The organism is Marinicella marina (assembly GCF_030065545.1).
In the GTDB taxonomy this organism is placed as follows: Bacteria; Pseudomonadota; Gammaproteobacteria; order Xanthomonadales; family Marinicellaceae; genus Marinicella; species Marinicella marina.
In genome coordinates this window covers 54773-72476 of the sequence record NZ_JASJNC010000004.1, presented here as the reverse complement: position 1 = coordinate 72476, position 17704 = coordinate 54773, and the positions used below count along the sequence as shown (strand labels likewise).

Here is a 17704-nt window from a genome sequence, read left to right as displayed (position 1 = left end):
GACCTTGTTCAGAGATTTACATGAATCATTGCATGGTCATGCAGCAATTATGTAACTGCTTTTTTGGCGGTGTTAATTCAGGCTTTCACTTGGTGTTGATAACCAAAATGATAACTTATTATATTTTAATCGAGACACAGTTATCATGGCAGATGTTAAAACCACCAACCCATATAACCAAGAAGTATTAAATACTTTTTACTATATATCAAACGAGACACTTGAAGCACGCATCGATGACAGTCATCAAGCCTTTCTCAATTGGCGTGAAACATCACTTGATAGGCGAGCGCAGTTACTCAATGCTGCCGCAAAAGTGCTGTTAAAAAATAAGCGTAAATTCGCTGAACACATCACCCAAGAAATGGGTAAGCCCATCAGTGAATCAGTCAGTGAAATTGAAAAGTGTGCCTGGGTTTGTGAGTTCTATGCGAAACGTGGGGCGGGGTTTTTAGCGCCAAAGAAGATTGAAACTGATGCCGAAAGTTCCTGCGTTCGCTTTGACCCCATTGGTGCAGTACTGGCGGTGATGCCTTGGAATTACCCTTTTTGGCAAGTTTTTAGGTTCGCAGCACCGACTTTAATGGCCGGTAATGTAGGGGTTCTGAAACATGCCAGCAATGTTTTGCAATGCAGTCAAGACATTGAAGATGTGTTCACTGCAGCTGGTTTTCCTGCAGGTGTTTTTCAGTCGTTGGTTATCAGCCATGAACAAGTCAACCAAGTAATAAAAAACCCACATATTAAAGCAGTCACATTAACTGGCAGTGAGAAAGCGGGCAGTGCTGTTGCGGCAGCTGCCGGTGAACATATCAAGAGCAGTTTGTTGGAACTGGGCGGCAGCAATGCATTTGTTGTGTTGAACGATGCGGACATACCATCAGCCGCGGCATTGGCTGCCAAAGCACGATTCCAAAACACAGGTCAAAGTTGTATTGCAGCAAAAAGGTTCATTATTGAGGCTACAGTGTTTGATGAGTTTAAGGGGCACTTCCTCACTCAAGTGAAAAACCTTAACTCAGGTAACCCCATGGACGAGGACACGAAAATTGGCCCAATGGCTAGGGTTGATTTGGCAGAGGAGTTGAATGAACAATTACAACAGGCCATAGTTGCGGGTGCGAAAGTGGAATTGGGTGGTAAGCACAAGGGTGCTCAATTTGAGCCCACAGTTGTTACCAATGTAAGTGCCTCAATGCGCATCATGCAGGAGGAAACCTTTGGTCCTTTAGCGCCTTTGATGGCGGTGGCATCGAGAGAAGAAGCGTTGGCAATTGCTGCCGATACGCCCTTTGGTTTGGGCATGACTGTATGTACCCAGGACATTGATTTTATTGAACGAAACATAGCAGACATCAAGGATGGTGCAGTTTTTGTTAATGAAATGGTCAAATCAGATCCGCGGCTACCTTTTGGTGGTACGGGAATTTCTGGTTATGGTAGAGAACTTGCTGAGCAAGGCATCAAAGCTTTCGTTAATGAAAAGACTGTTTATATCAAAACCAGACAACATACAAAATGAGTGGTACTTCGCAGCTAAAGCATGCAAATGATTCCAGTTTTAACATCAAGAGGGTTCGCTTGGATGATGGTTTTAAGTTTGTAGATAACAACGGTAAAAAATTGTCAAACAAACAACTCGAACGAATCGAGAAATTGGTCATTCCACCCATGTGGCGTGATGTATTGATTTGTGAGTGGGATGACGGGCACATCCAGGCCACAGGCAGAGACAGCAAGGGCAGGAAGCAATACATCTACCACAGTGAATGGGAGCGACAACAACAACAAGAAAAATTCAGTCGCATGCACAGCTTTGGTAAAAAGCTGCCAACATTCAGGAAAAAAGCCATGGCCGATTGCCAGCGAGAAGAGTGGTGCAAAAAAAAAGTTTTGGGTTTATTGGTTTTGATTTTAGATGATACAGGTATAAGGATTGGCAACAAGAGGTACACAGAAGAAAATAATACCTACGGTTTGACCACTTTAAGAAGAAAGCATCTTGAGCTCAAAGAGGATTCTTTGCTGTTCAGTTACAGCGGAAAAAGCAACCAGCTCAGGTCGGTGCATATAAATGATGAGGCTTTAGTCAAGTTCATCAAAACTGCCGCTGAACAACCTGGGTATGAAATTTTTCGATATCAAAACAATGACTCAACCTGGGAAAACATCGATAGTGATGACGTTAATTCATACATACAGGGCATTGCCGGCACTGGTTATTACAGCAAAGATTTCAGAACTTGGGTGGCAACTCGTTTGGCGGTCGATTATTATCCTGCTGCAGTCGAAGAAAAAAAACACAACCCGCAAAAGAAAATGACTAATATCTTGATCCGGATTGTGGCAGATGAAATTGGCAACACCCCAAATGTATGTAAAGATTATTACATTCACCCTGAAGTTATGCGAATGATTGATTTAGAGGCTTTGCCAGAAATCAGCTCCTATCATTCAGATAGGGAGGATTTTGGTTACAGCGCAGCTGAGAAGTTGGTTTTAGATGTTGTTTCTGACTGATATGTGGTGTGCGTATAGGTGTTTATTCTGAGGTCTAGTTAACAATCGGATGGGCTTGTTATAGAGAATGCAGGCGGTGGTCATTTAAAGTATTTTAATCTACAATCATGATTGTTTAATTTGCTGGAACTGCCATGAAAAAACTGTTTGTTATGTTGTTGATAATCAGCAGCCACACAAATGCTGAAGATATTTTTACCAATGAGTTTGAGACATTAATAGCAACCAGAGTAAACGCTTTGAGCTTAATGGACCCTCACTTATTTACTGATTTTTTTGGTTGTAATGACATCACTGACACACTCAATGGTATTTTATTGACTCAAATTGAACAAGACGGTGATGGAGACGGTTTTCTAGATACCAGTTTGAATACCCAATTCAATACCGATCAACCACAGTATATTAACAGCAAAAGTCTCAGTTCCAGCTTAATAAACGGCTTGTGTATTGACTCTCTGACATGTACAACGGGTGTTGTTGCAGTGTCTGGTATCAGTACTGAGGCCAATCAAGTGGATTCATGTTTAGCTACTATTGATGGTACCACCTCTGGTTACAGCCCTGCGGTTGAATCTACCCAAGCGCCTTGTTATTCAACTGCACCAGTCAGCACCACTTTGATCTTAAATGGTATCAACATTGAGTTAGAAGATTATCAGCAAGCTGCACGCTACTCAGGCGGCCTCACCTTAGATCAGGGTCTGCACAGGGGGTTTATTTCTGAGGCGGTGGCCCAAACCATAGAATTTCCGAATGATGTACCACTGGTGGGCGGTCAAACATTGTTTGATCTACTTCCTGGAGGAAACTCTTGTTCTGAAGGTGATGACCGAGACTTGGGACCAGATGGCCTCACCAGTGGTTGGTGGTTTTATTTTAATAGCCAATCAGACTTGGTTCTGCTTGAGAGTAACTGATTTAATTGACGAATCATTCATCGCTTTATTGATACCCTGTTAGAAAATAATAGTTGAATCAATTGATGTTCAAGAAAAGCATTACATTACTCGTTTTGATTGTGGCATTTGCCATGTTAACCGCTTGTTGGCGATCGGTCAGTTACATCAAGCCAAAGGTTGCTGCCGCTCATCATGGTGAGGATAATTTCATCAGTAAGGCACAAAAAACATCACCACTTTTCTCATACCTTAAGATGCGCATCAAAGAAGGTGGTATGCCTGAAATCCCCGCAGATGTTAGGGCACAGCTGACTGTGCCGATTCAAACTGCTTTGATTGCCCAACCCCCAATACAACCACAGTTAACCTGGCTAGGACATGCTACGGTATTGGTACAGCATAAAGGCGTCAATTTTTTGACCGACCCACACCTCAGCCAATATGCATCACCAGTGAAGTATTTCGGCCCAAAAAGAATTATCCCAGCAGCACTCAATGTTGAACAATTGCCTAAAATTGATTTTGTGGTCATTTCTCACAACCACTATGATCATTTGGACCATGAAACTGTGGTGGCTATTGGTAACACCACCACATGGCTTGTTCCCATGGGCTTGAAACAATGGCTGATGAAAAGAGACATCAATGAGGCCAATATTGTTGAACTGGACTGGTGGCAACGTTGGCAATACGCTGAAAATGTCAGCATCACAGCCACACCATCACAACACTGGTCGAAACGCACACCGTTTGATACCAATAAATCATTGTGGGCCAGCTGGCACGTTGATATTGATGGTTTTAAAACTTGGTTTGCTGGTGACACTGGTTATGCTAAGAAAGCATTCCAAAGAATAGGGGAAGAACTGGGTCCTCATGACTTGGCTTTGATTCCGATTGGTGCATACGCACCTAAATATTTCATGTTGCCACAACACGTTGATCCAGCACAAGCGCTACAGACGCATTTAGACGTTAAATCTGAATTGTCTTTGGGCATTCATTGGGGTACTTTTCAACTGACTCATGAACCCTTCTGGGAACCCAAAAACTTACTTGAAAAGGCTTTGCTTGATCAACAACCAGTTCATCCCTTTATGACTTTAAAGGTGGGAGAATCTTATTCTGTTGTTTCGGATTGATTGCTTTTAAGCAAAGTTTCATAAGAGGTGTTGGTTTTTGATAATTCCTCATCAGTGGGCAGCGGTTGACCGGTATAAGCGTGAAGAAAGGCTTCGCAAAGTAATTCACTGTTGGTGGCGTGTTTGAGGTTTTTCACTTGTCTGCGTGTGCGTTCATCAGTCAATACTTTCAGTACATCGAACGGAATCGATACCGTGATTTTTTTTACCTTATCACTTTTTTTACCATGCTCAACATAGGGATTGATGTATTTGCCATTCCAAGCCATATAAACGTCTAGAGTGTTAAAACATTATCATAGCATGAAGCACTGTAATTTCAATGTTGTTGTATTTTGTATGAAACAAAGAAACCCTCTAAGTCACCATTTTCGGTGTAAGGATTAACATCCACCAACTCATAACCTAACGCAGCAAACTCATTGTGTGATTGGGTCATTTGTTTGGCTGCCGCTTTTTTTCGACTCATGATACTGACATCTATAAAAATCGTCACTGCTTTGAGTGATTTTTTTGCGGCTTTTTCAGCTTCAGTTGCAGCCATTGCATTAAGGCATGACAGCCCCAGTATCATCATCAATAAGTATTTCATATCACCACTCCTGAATTAAATTGTTACAGACCATTGTATTTAGTTCTGAGCCTTGAATACAATAGTGCATTTTAATCTTTGGATAATCAATGAGCACTGTTTTAACAGGAATAACCACCACAGGTTCGCCACATCTTGGAAATTATGTTGGCGCTATAAAGCCAGCGATTCAACGCAGTACCGATCCAGCCTATAAAAGTTATTTCTTTTTGGCTGATTTTCATGCCTTGATTAAATGTTGGGAACCCGAAAGGGTGGCTCAATCTACCAAAGAGATTGCGGCCACTTGGATGGCATTGGGCCTGGATACTGATAAAGCGGTTTTCTATCGCCAATCAGATATTCCTGAAATTCCGGAGTTAACTTGGCTGCTGACCTGCATGGCGGCTAAAGGATTGATGAACCGATCACATGCCTACAAAGCGCAAGTGGCTGAAAACACTGAGCAGGGCAGTGATGACCCTGATAAAGGCATCACCATGGGGCTGTACAGTTATCCGGTGTTGATGGCTGCCGATATATTGATGTTCAATGCCACTGAAGTGCCAGTGGGCAAAGACCAAACACAACACCTAGAAATGGCTCGTGATATTGGTGCGCGCTTTAATCATCACTTTGGTGAGCATTTCGTGATGCCGAAAACAGTGGTCGATGAAAAAGTCGCTGTATTGCCAGGCTTAGATGGGCGAAAAATGAGTAAATCATACAACAACACGATTCCTTTATGGTTACCTGAAAAGAAGCTCAGAAAACACATCATGAAGATCAAAACCAACTCATTAGAGCCAGGTGAACCGAAAGATCCAAATGATTCTTTTGTCTTTGATATCTTCAAAGCGTTCGCATCTGAACAACAGATTAATGAGATGAAGGTTGAATTTGCGAACGGCATCGCATGGGGCACCGCCAAACAACATCTTTTTGAGATGATCAACACAGAATTACAAGTTGCTCGTGAAAAATACAACGAGCTGATGAATAACCCAGATATAATTGAACAGGAATTAAACAAGGGTGCGGCCAAAGCCCGCGAGTATGCGACGCCGTTTTTAGCAGAACTTAAAGCAGCAGTAGGCATTCGGCCAATCAGTTAACAAACCATAAATTGTGGGGAGGTATTGAATGATAGACTTTAAATTTGGACAAGTGATGTCCACCTTATGGAAGACCAAAGAATTTGTTTTATTCAGATTCTTAATTTACATGGGAATTACTTTGGCCTACATCATTGGGACCGGAACCGGTGGCGGCTTAGGCTATATGATAGGCAGTGTCGGTGAAGGCAAAGAAACGGGTCTTTTTTACGGCATGGTTGGCGGTTTTACCTTGGTCAGTGGCGTACTTTATTACGTACGTGAGTATTTACTGTATTTGGTCAAAGCCGGTCACATTGCAGTGATTGTTAAACACCTTGATGGTGAGCCTATGCCTGATGGTAAAGGGCAAATTAAATACGCCCAAGAAGTGGTCAAAGACCGATTCAAAGAATCATCGGTGCTGTTTGGCGTGGACCAATTGATAAAAGGTGTACTGAAAACATTCAACCGCATATTTGCTGGTATCATGTCATTCTTGCCCATCATCCCACAGCCGCTGGTGAAGTTCATCAATGGTGTGGTCAACATGTCACTCACCTATGTGGATGAAGTGATTTTGGCTTATTACATCAGGAACAACTCGGAAAATCCTTGGGAAGATTCGCGCAAAGCATTGGTGCTGTATGCTCAAAATTACAAGACATTTTTAAAGAATGCAGTGTTTTTAACCATCATCACTTGGATCTTGTCATTATTGGTCTTAGTGATCGTGTTCGGGCCATTGGCCGCATTGTTCTCATTGGTGGGTTATACCGGTAATGTTTGGATCATCATATTAGCTGTGGTCACTGCTTGGGGCATCAAGTCAGCTTTGATAGACCCCATTGCCATGACGGCATTGATGCAAGTCTTTTTCAAAGTTACCGAAGGTCAAGAGCCCAATCCTGAGTGGGAAGCAAAACTAGAACGCGGTTCGAAAAAGTTTGTGGCATTGAAAGACAAAGCTATGAACTGGGCCGGCAATAAGTTTGGTGGAAAAAGTCACGATGATAAGGACCAATTAGAACAAAAATAAACCGAGCGCGCGTTGGTATCGACCAGCGCGCAGTAACCAGTTGCAAGAATTAAGCCTGAGAATCATTGAACTCATTGCGGCCATACCTGCCGGCCAAGTTGCTACTTATGGTCAAATAGCAGCGATGGCTGGTAATCACCGTGCTGCCAGACAGGTTTCTCGGGTCTTACATACTTGCACTAGTAAATACCAACTGCCCTGGCACCGAGTGATTGGTGCAGCGGGCAAAATTTCAATTCCAAAAGATCAGCCAGGTTACACCAAACAAAAGAAAAAGTTGGAAGAAGAGGGTGTGTTATTTGGCTTGGGTGATACAATAGACTTAAACCAATACAGGTGGTCTGGCCACAATAAATAATCACCCATGATAAAAACCACTGAGTACATCAAACGTCGCAAACAGTTGATGAGAATTGCGGGTAAAAACACCATTACCATCCTCAGCAGTGCGCCAGTTAAAATACGCAACGGAGATGTTCATCACTACTATCGACAAGACAGTGATTTTTATTATTTAAGTGGTTTCAATGAGCCTGAGGCAGTGATGGTTTTGTTGTCAGATGGTTCAAACCAACAACAAATTATGTTCTGTCGAGAGGCAGACCCGAAAAAAATTATATGGGATGGACCCATGGCCGGGGTTCAAGGTATGGTTGATGATTATGGTTTCGATGAAGCCTATGACATCAATGAAATCAATCGCCGCTTGCCGCTGCTGATGGCCGGTTGTGAAAAGGTTTGCTTCAAAATTGGTGACAACGATGAGTTTGATCACAACCTGGCACAATGGGTAAAAGCCATTGATACAAGGGCAGGGGTTAAGTCAAATGCACCTGAAGAATTCATGTCAATCAGTCACATCATTCATGACATGCGCCTTTACAAAAGCCACGCCGAAATCAGGTGCATGAAAAAATCTGCAGAGATAGCAGCACAAGCCCACATCAGGATGATGCAAAATTGTCAGCCTGCTATGTTTGAGTATCAATTGCAGGCTGAATACCAATATGAGCTGATGAATAACAACAGTCATAGCAGTTATCCACCCATCATTGGTAGTGGTGAAAATAACAACATCATGCATTACATCAACAACAACAAACGCATGAACGATGGTGAGTTGGTGTTGGTTGATGCTGGTGCGGAATATGACTTTTATGCATCTGATGTCACCAGAACATATCCGGTCAACGGCACATTCAATGCACGGCAAAAAGACCTTTATGAGTTGGTGTTACAGGCCCAGTCTGATGCCATAGATCAAGTGAAAGTGGGTAAACATTGGATTGATTTTCACGATGCTGCCGCCAAAACCATCAGTCAAGGCTTATTAGATTTGAAGATATTGAAAGGCAGCTTAGATCAGGTTTTAGAGGAGAAGACTTATACCCAATACTATATGCACATGACTGGCCATTGGTTAGGATTAGATGTGCATGATGTGGGTGATTACCGGGTTGATGACCTGTGGGTCGAATTGGAGGAAAATATGGTGTTAACGGTAGAACCCGGCTTATACATCAGTGAAAACTCCAAAGCACCTAAAAAGTGGCGTGGGATGGGAGTCAGGATAGAGGATGACGTTCAAGTCAGTAAAAAAGGTCCAGTTATATTAAGTAAAAGTGCACCGAAGACGGTCGCAGAAATCGAACATACCATGAGGGGTTAAAAAAATGACTTATAAGAAATTCAGTTGCATTCATTTGATGCTAGCGACAACTACCATGATAGGCTTTCAAGCCACTGCCATGAACATCCGTTGTGGTGCTTTGTTTGATGCGTTGAGCGGCGAAATGAAACAAAATCAAGTGGTGATCATGCAGGGAGAAAAGGTCCAAGCAGTTGAGGATTTTGCTGATCACAAAATAGACTTAGATTTTTCAGATCAATTCTGCTTGCCAGGTTTGATGGATATGCATACCCACATCACCCATGAAAACAGTAAAACCAGGTACATTGAGAAGTTCCAACACAACGAAGCTGATGTGGCGTTTAATTCAGTGGTTTTTGCTGAGAGAACCCTGATGGCAGGATTCACTACAATCAGAGATGTTGGGGATGCTTTCAATGTGTCAGTGGCACTAAAAAAAGCCATCAACCAAGGTAAAGTCAAAGGTCCCCGTATCTTCACCACTGCCAAATCCTTGGCTACCACCGGTGGCCATGCTGATCCCAGTAATGGTTATCGCCATGGTTTGTTTCCACACACCACACCTGAACATGGGGTACTCAATGGCGTTGCTGATGCCAGGCGGGCAGTCAGACAACGTTATCAAGATGGTGCCGATCTGATTAAAATCACTGCCACTGGTGGGGTTTTGAGTCAAGCAGCCAGTGGTGATAATGCACAATTCAGTGATGATGAATTGAAGGCATTGATTGCCACCGCTGATGATTATGGTTTCAAAGTAGCAGCCCATGCACATGGTAAAGCGGGCATGCTTAGGGCCATTGAGGCAGGAGTGGCCAGCATTGAACATGGCACTTATTTGGATAAAGAAGTCATTAAAGCCATGAAAAAGCATGGCACTTACTTGGTACCGACACTGATTGCTGGTGATTGGGTCACTGAAAAGTCAAAAATAGCTGGTTTTTTTCCTGAAGTGGTTGCCAACAAAGCTGCCACCATAGGACCTTTGATTGCAGGCTCTTTTAACCGTGCTTATGAAGCCGGTGTTAACATCGCTTTCGGTACCGACAGTGGGGTTTCTGAACACGGCAGGAATGCCGAAGAATTTGCCCTGATGGTCAGCAATGGCATGAGTCCAGCTGAAGCCTTACAGGCTGCTACAGTTGAGGCAGCAAAGCTACTGGGACAGACTGACTCATTGGGTCAAGTCAAGGCTGGCTTCTATGCTGATATGGTGGTTGTTGCTGAGAATCCGCTTGAAAATATTGAAGTAATGAATGATATACAGGCGGTCATCAAAGGTGGTAAGGTGGCAAAATCCCGCGAACAATAACAGACAGGTCAAATGTAAGCCTATGAACATCAAACACCTATGCATCTCACTGATATTACTGGTATGGCTACCGGTTGAAGCCTGTCATACGCCTGCCAGATCTGCCATTATTGGGAAAAAATACCCCGATGCAGATTTTGTGAAATTGATGCATGCCGCTCACAGTCAACCTTACACAGGCTATCAATTCAAAGGGGCGCAAAACTGCACCAACGGCACAGCAGATGAGTTTTCCTGTTTAAATATCGATCTCAAAGGACACTTGGAATTGGCTGCATTAGGCGGCGGGCAAGGCTCTGATTCATGGGGTTGGAAACACCAGGCCAGTGGCCGTTATTTTGCTTTGGTTGGCCGCTCAAATGGCACATCATTTGTAGAAATTACCGACCCTGAGAATCCCATATTTATTGGCCAACTACCAACCACATTGGGTTCCAGTGCTTGGCGTGACATCAAAACATACAATAATCATGCCTACATTGTGGCTGATGCCATCAATAATCATGGCATGCAGGTATTTGATTTAACCCGACTTTTGTCGGTTAAAAACAAGCCGGAAACTTTTGTTGCAGATCGGCTATACACAGCAGGTGCGTTTCAGTTTGCACACAACATTGTAATCAACCAAACATCAGGCTTTGCTTATTTGGTTGGCGGTAACACCTGTAACGGTGGTTTGCATATGGTTAACATTCAAAACCCCATCAACCCTACCTTCGCCGGTTGCTTCAGTGCCGATGGGTATACCCATGATGCGCAGTGTTTGACTTACTCTGGGCCCGATCAAGATTACCAAGGGCGAGAAATATGTTTTGCCAGTAATGAAGACACGGTTACGGTGGTGGATGTTACGGTAAAGAACAATCCAGCGCAACTTTCGAGAACCGGTTACAAAGGCAGTCAATACACCCATCAGGGCTGGTTAACTGAGGATCAACGTTATTTTGTGATTGATGATGAGCTGGATGAGTGGCGTGATGAAGTGAATACCAGAACCCTGGTTATGGACTTTAGAGATTTAGATAATCCCGTTTATAAAGGTTTTCACGAATCTGATGGTGCATCGATTGATCACAACCAATACATCGTCGGCTCGCATACTTATCAGGCCAATTATTCACGTGGTTTGCGCATTCTAGAACTGGGTGATTTGAGTGAGCCAGAAATGAGAGAAGTGGCGTTTTTTGATACCCATCCTGAAGGTGATGGCGTTGGATTTCCGGGTGCTTGGAATGTATATCCTTTCTTTGATAATGGTTTAGTCATTGTATCTGACATCAATCGCGGGGTGTTTATCCTGCAGCCTAATTTGCCTGAAGTGGATCTCATTTTTATCGATGGATTTGACTGATCTAACGCAGTTTCTCTGAATAAAAACTCAATTAATTGAATTTTCAAGTACCGCAGTATGTTTGGTAATTCAGGTCAGCATCTTTATCAGTCACTTGGTATTTATGGGTGTTTTCAGTCAGGGTATAAGGGTTTTGCACTACTTTCAGCATTTCTGAAGCAGCTGGGTGAGCTGAGTTTGCTTCTGTGGCTGTCAGCACCTGTTCAATCAGGTGATTTCTTGGAATTGCCAATGGATTATTTTCTGCCATCAAGGTCACAGCTTGATGATTTAGTTGCTTTTTATTGAGGGTTTCTTGCCATTTTATTTGCCATTCCATTAGGCTTGGGTGCAGCACTGGCGAGGTACCATCCTTAGGTTGTAGTGAGTTTTTAAGCTGAGTGAATGTCTCGGTGTAGTCCAAATGTTTTTTGAACATGATTTCCAGCAGCTCATTACACAGCTGGCTGGCTTCCTGGCTGTTTTCGCTGAAACCTATTTTCTTGGCCATCATTAAACTGAATGCTTGTTGGTATTTATCTTGGTATGATTCGATCAATGGCGTAACCAAAGCAATCGCGTCCTCGCCGCCATCAACAATCACTGGCAACAATGACTCGGCAAACCGGGCCATGTTCCATTGAGCAATCCACGGCTGGTTGCCAAAGGCGTACCGGCCTTGGTGATCGATTGAGCTGAAAACGGTATTGGGGTCATATACCCCCATCATGGCACAAGGGCCGTAGTCAATGGTGTCTCCAGAAAGCAGGGTGTTGTCAGTGTTCATGACGCCATGTATAAACCCAACTCGCATCCATTCAGTAATTAAATGTATTTGTTTATCAATAACATGAGAGATTAACTGTAAGTACTTTGTGTCATCCTTATCATTGATTTCAGGATAGTGTCTGGCAACCGCTATATCAGCCAGCACTTTTATTTCATCATGCATCCCTCTGGCTGCAAAGTATTCAAAAGTCCCAACCCGCAAATGTGAATCAGCAACCCGTGTCACCACGGCGCCAGGGGTGGTGGTTTGCCGCTGAATATCCTCGCCCGTGCTGACCACCGCCAAACAGCGGGTGGTGGGTACACCCAATGCATGCATGGCCTCTGACATGATGTACTCACGAACGGCTGGTTTGATGCCACATTTGCCGTCTCCATTTCTTGAAAAAGGGGTGCGGCCAGAACCTTTGAGCTGAAGCTCTTTGATCAAACCTTCGGCTGTTCTCAACTCACCAAGCAAATGGGCTCGGCCATCTCCCAAATGCGGATTGAACTGACCGAATTGATGGCCTGAATAAGCCATTGCAACCGGTTTTGAGCCGGTAATTAAGGCGTTACCGGAAAAAAACTGGCTGGCTTCATGGTTGTTGGCCTTAATGCCCAATGTGTCGGCCAGCTGTTGGTTCCAAAGCACCACAGTAGGATTTCTGACATGTTCTGGCAGTGACGACTGACTGAAAGCTTCGCCCAATGATTGATAATGATGCTGTAGTTTCATTGCATTAAGTTTTTATTAATTTTTGATACATTGATGGTACCACCAACAATGACAAAGCAGTTGAAACCAACAAACCTGAAATGATTGACCAAGCCAAAGGCGGCCACAAAGTTGATTCAGTCATTACCAATGGTAACAGGCCAGCAATGGTGGTCAGTGTGGTTAATATGATGGGTCGTGTTCGTCTGGCCACAGCATTTTGAATGGCTTCATGCATGTCCATACCAGAATCTTGATTTCGTTGAATGAGATCCAGTAGCACAATGGCATTGTTGACAACAATGCCGACCAAAGCAAGCACCCCCAGCGTCGCAGTGAAACCGAATGGAGTCTGCGTTAACAACAAACCAAATGGCACCCCAGCAAATGCCAAAGGTACGGTTACCAAAATAATGGCCATTTTCTTGAATGAATTAAACTCAATCAATAAGAACACCAACAGCATGATGATACCGATGGGTAGGGCTTTGCCTAATGACTCGTTGGCTTTACCTGACTCTTGTACAGAACCGGCCACATAGAAACTCACACCCCGTGGAAACTCTAATGCTTCAACAGCAGGTAAAAACTTGGATAACACATCATCATAGGTATATCCGGCTTTGGTTTCAGAATACACCGATGCCGTACGTTGTAAATTGATGTGATTGATTGAAGCGGGTAGCCATTCAATGGTTTTTTCAGTCAAAGCGTTGAGTGAAAGCTGATATTCGCCGTTGTTGATTGATATGTCGTCGATGGCTTGCAAGTTGAAATTAACATGCTCTGGGGATTGCATCACGATGTTAATCGGGTCCTCATCACCACGGTATTGGCCAATTACTTGACCAGAGGTGCGCAAAGCCAAGCCACTGGCCAGTTCGTCTCGTGTGATGTCATTGCGGTTGAGTAGTGCATCATCGGGTGTCAGGGTCAGTTTCGCCATGCCCAGTCCGATGGTGTTGCGTAATGTTCTGGTACCCTCTGTTTGGGCCAATAAGTTTTGAATTCTGCGCACAGATTCAGTCAATTCACGTCGATCCTCAGCTATCACTCTGATTTCAATGGGTGCATCTGATGGCGGACCTTGGCCCAGACGGCGTGCGACGATTTGAGCCTGCGGATAATTCGGAGATACTTCATTGGTCACCCATTGAATGATGCTGCTGCTGTTATCGACTGAGTCCACAATAGCCACAATCCGTGCAATGTGCGGTGCGCGAGGTTTTTCTACCAAGTTGTAGTAAAAAACAGGACCTGAATTTCCCACAAATGTCACCGTTCTTGTCACATGTTCCCGTTGTGAAAGCTGTTCGGCGATGGCTTGGGTATTTTCTGTGTTTTGTATGATGTGTGAATTTTCTGGATAGGTGATGTCAACAATCACTTGGTTGCGGTCGGTGTCGGGGAAAAATTCTTTTTGCACAAAGCCAAACATGAAGCCAGAAAGGATTAAGAAGCCCAAGGCACAGACCAATATCAGTCCTGATTGACTGGTAGCAATTTTACCCAGTTTGTAACCAAGTTGTTGTAAGGCTGATTGTTTGTTCTCAATATGTTGTTTGAGGAAAATGTGACTGAAAGCTGGGGTAACCATGATGGCATAAATATAACTGACTGAAATCGATAGGATGATCATGGTTGGGATGGCGCGAGTGAAATCAGCTGAGTTGCCTTGGGACAGTAACATGGGCATGAATGCAGCGATGGTGGTGCCCGTGGCTGAGCCTAGTGACATGGCCAAGTTTTTGACCGATGTAACCGATGCATCAGAGCCACGCATGCCCTCATCAATGTGGTATTGAATGTTTTCCACCATCACAATGGCGTTATCTACCAGCATCCCTAAGCCAATGACCATGCCTGCAATTGCCATTTGGTGAAGTACACCACCCCCCATATTGAAAATGGCTAAGGAAGAAAAGGTCACCAGCGGAATAACCACAGCAACCACTAAGCCGGGACGCAGGCCTAAGAAAAATGCCAATATCACTGTAACCAAAGCCATACCAGTTAATAAGGAACCGCCAAGTTCATCAATCCGATTCAGCACCCGATCGGGCTGGAAAAAAACTTCTTCAATCACTACATCTGGATACAAGCCGCGCATCTGCTCCATATAATCACGCAAGGATTCACCAAATTCAACCACGTTCAATTGATTGATCGGTACATACAAGGAGAGGGCAATAGCGCGTTCACGGTGGTGCCAAAAACCCGAGTTAGAGACGTTTTCAGCCTCCAGCCGCACCTCAGCAATGGCGGACAGGGGCAGTTGTTCACCATTACTGAGCTCAATACTGGTATTCTTTATTTCATCAATGGATTTAAATTCAGTATGGGCATCTATATTGACCCTGTTGTTACCTACATGGATGGAATTAATGGGTTGCGCATTGGTGCGTTCATTGATTTGCCTGGCAACTGATTCGTGGTTGATGATGGCGCTGTTATTAAATGACTCCTTGAGCGTTATGGTGACTTGCTCTTCAGGCATGCCATACAAAGAAACTTTGCCAATGCCGGGTAAATTAAACATACGGTTTTTGATTGATTTGGCCGCATCCCTGAGCTGCATGATGTCATTGATACCCGATAAGCTGTAGACCGCAACTGCTGTGTCTAATAAACGATCTTCTACACTGGGCTCTAAAACCCCATCGGGAAACTTCACTTTGGCTTTATCAACAGCGATACGCACTCGGTCCCAGACAGTGTCGGTATCGTTGATGTGGTCGAGCATTTTAACAATCACCTGAGTAAAACCAGAGCGCACTGTGGCTCTGATTTCATCAATTTCTTCTATTTGTGCCAGTTCCTCTTCCAATGGCTTAAGCACTTGCTTTTCTATCTTTTTGACATCAGCACCAGGGTACTGTACCAATACAAAACCTTGGCGATAAGGAAAAAATGGGTCTTCTTGGCGGTTCATATTCAACCAGGAAAATATGCCAAAAACTGCCAACAGAATCGAAGTGGTTAAAATCAGTCTTTTCTGGCCGACCAAGACCCTCACGACACTCATGGTTGAATCAGTTTCTGTTGTGGAGATAGTTTTGATTGACCCGCAGTAACCACTTCCACTTCACCTTGTTGTGGCATTTTGACTATGACTTCATCACCTTCGATGTCAATTAGACTAATTTTTGACTGTATGACTTGGTTGTTATCAATCACAAAGACAAAAGGTTGGTTGATACCATCATCTATGACACTTTCTATGGGTAAGCGAAAGAATTCACCAATTTCTTCTGGAATTTGTACGGTGATTTTTTCACCAGACTTAATCCCATGCATGATAGGCACATCCAACATCACCTTGAATAATTGTGAGCTGGGATTGGCTGTTTGACTGATTTCTTTGATGGTTGCTTGGATGGGATTTTGGTCATACAAAACCTCCAAGATGTCACCTTGACGCAGGTTTTTATGGAGAAAAGCAGGCAGGAAGATTGGGGCTTCTAATGAGGTGATGCCACCCACCACCAAAATAACCTCTCCTGGACTGATTACCTCACCGGCTTCTTTGTATATTTCAGCTATATTGCCTGCAAATGGTGCCCGCAGATAAGACTCGTCAAACAATGATTCAGCTTGTTCTAACTGTGCTTCCAGGCTTTTTTTGCTGGCCAGTAAGTTATCCCTTTGGTTGGTCAAGCGATCCAATTCATTTTGGCTAATGGCATTGGTTTGTTTGAGGTTCTTAAAGCGCCTGACCTCAACTTGATTCTGCTTTAAAGTGGCTTCAATGGCTTCAATCTCACTTTTGAACTGATTGATTTGTGGCGCCAAAGACGGATTCGACACTTTGAATAATTCTTGCCCTTTGACCACTGAATCACCAATGTAGATAAACTGTTCTTCAATGATGCCACTGACTTGAAAAGACATGCTGGCTTGGTCAGTCGGAACCACAAAAGCCGCTACCAGATGATTTTTAAATTGCGGACTGGGGCTGAATAGGGCGGCATCATAACCGCTGTCTTGCAATTCCGTTGATACATTACTGTCGTTGTGACAGGCTGTGGTCAAAAAGCCAATGATTATTAGCAGGGTAATTTTTGTGGTTCTCATGGTTTAATGCCTTCGATGGTAATTTCTATGAAGTTTTCAATGAATGATTCAGGATCAGTGTATAGCGTTTTGTCCCATTGACTGAAGTGACATTCAGCGACTACGTATTGGTTGATAACGGTGATAAAATTCATTACCAGAACCACTGGATTGAATCCTTTGCGCATCAAACCTTTAGCCTGAGCTTTGTGTATCAATTCACTGCCCTTTGCCATCAAAGGCTGATCTAATTTGCCACAATTCTCATCATTCTCTAAATGTGCATAAGCAAAAAATCTGGGTATCATCGGATTCTTACGAACAAATTCAAAATAGTAGCGCATCGATTTTCTGATTAACTCTATGGGGTCTTTTTCCCTCTCAAACAAATTCATTTGGTTTTCAGCATAACGTTTAAAAAAACGTTCTTTGACAGTCTCCCAAAGTTGTTCTTTGTTTTCAAAATGATGGAATATCAAACTTTTGGTTACACCGGCTTGTTTGGCGATCATCGAAATTGATACATGAGCAAAACCATGGGTAGCAAATAAGTGCAAGGCTTGTTCAAGTATGTTGTCTTTTTTTGATTGTTTCATGGGTGGCA

General features: G+C 43.5%; 16 protein-coding genes. 10 read left to right on the top strand and 6 right to left on the bottom strand.

Going from position 1 to position 17704, the window contains the following annotated elements; all coding sequences use genetic code 11:
* Nucleotides 1-145 precede the first annotated feature (145 nt).
* The 4 genes from QNI24_RS07400 to QNI24_RS07385 all read left to right on the top strand — a co-directional run bounded on the left by QNI24_RS07400 (nucleotide 146) and on the right by QNI24_RS07385 (nucleotide 4564).
* A complete protein-coding gene (locus tag QNI24_RS07400; RefSeq protein ID WP_267175920.1) occupies nucleotides 146-1522 on the top strand; it encodes an NAD-dependent succinate-semialdehyde dehydrogenase in 1377 nt (458 codons plus the stop codon).
* Nucleotides 1519-2520, top strand: a complete 1002-nt coding sequence (locus tag QNI24_RS07395; protein ID WP_267175919.1) for a DNA topoisomerase IB — start codon at nucleotides 1519-1521, stop codon at nucleotides 2518-2520. The genes QNI24_RS07400 and QNI24_RS07395 overlap by 4 nt, the downstream gene beginning before the upstream one ends.
* A gap of 134 nt (nucleotides 2521-2654) precedes the next feature.
* Nucleotides 2655-3440 carry a hypothetical protein gene (locus QNI24_RS07390; protein WP_267175918.1) on the top strand — a complete coding sequence of 262 codons (786 nt, stop codon included), beginning with the start codon at nucleotides 2655-2657 and terminating at the stop codon, nucleotides 3438-3440.
* A gap of 65 nt (nucleotides 3441-3505) precedes the next feature.
* A complete protein-coding gene (locus QNI24_RS07385) occupies nucleotides 3506-4564 on the top strand; it encodes an MBL fold metallo-hydrolase (RefSeq protein WP_267175917.1) in 1059 nt (352 codons plus the stop codon).
* Here QNI24_RS07385 and metJ read toward each other — a convergent pair.
* Both metJ and QNI24_RS07375 read right to left on the bottom strand, forming a co-directional pair.
* Nucleotides 4543-4833, bottom strand: a complete 291-nt coding sequence (metJ, locus tag QNI24_RS07380; protein ID WP_267175916.1) for a met regulon transcriptional regulator MetJ — start codon at nucleotides 4831-4833, stop codon at nucleotides 4543-4545. The two genes, QNI24_RS07385 and metJ, sit on opposite strands and share 22 nt — an antisense overlap.
* A 50-nt stretch (nucleotides 4834-4883) precedes the next feature.
* On the bottom strand, nucleotides 4884-5156 hold the full coding sequence (locus tag QNI24_RS07375; protein WP_267175915.1) for a hypothetical protein: 273 nt from the start codon (nucleotides 5154-5156) through the stop codon (nucleotides 4884-4886).
* A gap of 89 nt (nucleotides 5157-5245) precedes the next feature.
* Here QNI24_RS07375 and QNI24_RS07370 point away from each other — a divergent pair, with 89 nt between their 5' ends.
* From QNI24_RS07370 to QNI24_RS07345, 6 genes are read left to right on the top strand one after another with little or no spacing between them, the layout of a single operon-like run.
* Nucleotides 5246-6250, top strand: a complete 1005-nt coding sequence (locus QNI24_RS07370; protein ID WP_267175914.1) for a tryptophan--tRNA ligase — start codon at nucleotides 5246-5248, stop codon at nucleotides 6248-6250.
* A gap of 28 nt (nucleotides 6251-6278) precedes the next feature.
* A complete protein-coding gene (locus tag QNI24_RS07365; RefSeq protein ID WP_267175913.1) occupies nucleotides 6279-7268 on the top strand; it encodes a hypothetical protein in 990 nt (329 codons plus the stop codon).
* A gap of 40 nt (nucleotides 7269-7308) precedes the next feature.
* Nucleotides 7309-7626, top strand: coding sequence for an MGMT family protein (locus tag QNI24_RS07360; protein ID WP_267175912.1), 318 nt, complete (start codon nucleotides 7309-7311; stop codon nucleotides 7624-7626).
* Nucleotides 7627-7632: 6 nt separating this feature from the next.
* Complete coding sequence (locus tag QNI24_RS07355; protein WP_267175911.1) at nucleotides 7633-8937, top strand: aminopeptidase P N-terminal domain-containing protein; 1305 nt, start codon at nucleotides 7633-7635, stop codon at nucleotides 8935-8937.
* Nucleotides 8938-8941: 4 nt separating this feature from the next.
* Nucleotides 8942-10231 (top strand): metal-dependent hydrolase family protein, encoded by a 1290-nt coding sequence (locus tag QNI24_RS07350; protein WP_267175910.1) that lies wholly within the window; start codon nucleotides 8942-8944, stop codon nucleotides 10229-10231.
* Nucleotides 10232-10253: 22 nt separating this feature from the next.
* The gene (locus tag QNI24_RS07345; RefSeq protein ID WP_267175909.1) at nucleotides 10254-11582 is read left to right on the top strand and encodes a choice-of-anchor B family protein; all 1329 of its coding nucleotides are present in this window, start codon (nucleotides 10254-10256) and stop codon (nucleotides 11580-11582) included.
* A gap of 43 nt (nucleotides 11583-11625) precedes the next feature.
* Here the strand turns inward: QNI24_RS07345 and QNI24_RS07340 are convergent, their stop codons facing one another.
* The 4 genes from QNI24_RS07340 to QNI24_RS07325 are packed head-to-tail and all read right to left on the bottom strand — an operon-like array spanning nucleotide 11626 to nucleotide 17696.
* Nucleotides 11626-13068, bottom strand: a complete 1443-nt coding sequence (locus tag QNI24_RS07340) for a protein adenylyltransferase SelO (protein ID WP_267175908.1) — start codon at nucleotides 13066-13068, stop codon at nucleotides 11626-11628.
* Nucleotides 13069-13072: 4 nt separating this feature from the next.
* The gene (locus tag QNI24_RS07335; protein WP_267175907.1) at nucleotides 13073-16072 is read right to left on the bottom strand and encodes an efflux RND transporter permease subunit; all 3000 of its coding nucleotides are present in this window, start codon (nucleotides 16070-16072) and stop codon (nucleotides 13073-13075) included.
* A complete protein-coding gene (locus QNI24_RS07330) occupies nucleotides 16069-17121 on the bottom strand; it encodes an efflux RND transporter periplasmic adaptor subunit (RefSeq protein WP_267175906.1) in 1053 nt (350 codons plus the stop codon). The genes QNI24_RS07335 and QNI24_RS07330 overlap by 4 nt, the downstream gene beginning before the upstream one ends.
* A complete protein-coding gene (locus QNI24_RS07325; protein ID WP_267175905.1) occupies nucleotides 17118-17696 on the bottom strand; it encodes a TetR/AcrR family transcriptional regulator in 579 nt (192 codons plus the stop codon). Before QNI24_RS07325 ends, QNI24_RS07330 begins: the two co-directional genes overlap by 4 nt.
* Nucleotides 17697-17704: the final 8 nt, after the last annotated feature.

Excerpts from the sequence above, each read along its gene's own strand:
- QNI24_RS07335 (WP_267175907.1), bottom strand. The coding sequence starts at position 16,072 with ATGAGTGTCGTGAGGGTCTTGGTCGGCCAGAAAAGACTGATTTTAACC.
- QNI24_RS07375 (WP_267175915.1), bottom strand. The coding sequence starts at position 5,156 with ATGAAATACTTATTGATGATGATACTGGGGCTGTCATGCCTTAATGCA.
- QNI24_RS07365 (WP_267175913.1), top strand. The coding sequence starts at position 6,279 with ATGATAGACTTTAAATTTGGACAAGTGATGTCCACCTTATGGAAGACC.
- QNI24_RS07340 (WP_267175908.1), bottom strand. The coding sequence starts at position 13,068 with ATGAAACTACAGCATCATTATCAATCATTGGGCGAAGCTTTCAGTCAG.
- QNI24_RS07355 (WP_267175911.1), top strand. The coding sequence starts at position 7,633 with ATGATAAAAACCACTGAGTACATCAAACGTCGCAAACAGTTGATGAGA.
- QNI24_RS07390 (WP_267175918.1), top strand. The coding sequence starts at position 2,655 with ATGAAAAAACTGTTTGTTATGTTGTTGATAATCAGCAGCCACACAAAT.
- QNI24_RS07400 (WP_267175920.1), top strand. The coding sequence starts at position 146 with ATGGCAGATGTTAAAACCACCAACCCATATAACCAAGAAGTATTAAAT.
- QNI24_RS07395 (WP_267175919.1), top strand. The coding sequence starts at position 1,519 with ATGAGTGGTACTTCGCAGCTAAAGCATGCAAATGATTCCAGTTTTAAC.
- QNI24_RS07350 (WP_267175910.1), top strand. The coding sequence starts at position 8,942 with ATGACTTATAAGAAATTCAGTTGCATTCATTTGATGCTAGCGACAACT.
- QNI24_RS07385 (WP_267175917.1), top strand. The coding sequence starts at position 3,506 with ATGTTCAAGAAAAGCATTACATTACTCGTTTTGATTGTGGCATTTGCC.
- QNI24_RS07325 (WP_267175905.1), bottom strand. The coding sequence starts at position 17,696 with ATGAAACAATCAAAAAAAGACAACATACTTGAACAAGCCTTGCACTTA.
- QNI24_RS07370 (WP_267175914.1), top strand. The coding sequence starts at position 5,246 with ATGAGCACTGTTTTAACAGGAATAACCACCACAGGTTCGCCACATCTT.
- QNI24_RS07330 (WP_267175906.1), bottom strand. The coding sequence starts at position 17,121 with ATGAGAACCACAAAAATTACCCTGCTAATAATCATTGGCTTTTTGACC.
- metJ (WP_267175916.1), bottom strand. The coding sequence starts at position 4,833 with ATGGCTTGGAATGGCAAATACATCAATCCCTATGTTGAGCATGGTAAA.
- QNI24_RS07345 (WP_267175909.1), top strand. The coding sequence starts at position 10,254 with ATGAACATCAAACACCTATGCATCTCACTGATATTACTGGTATGGCTA.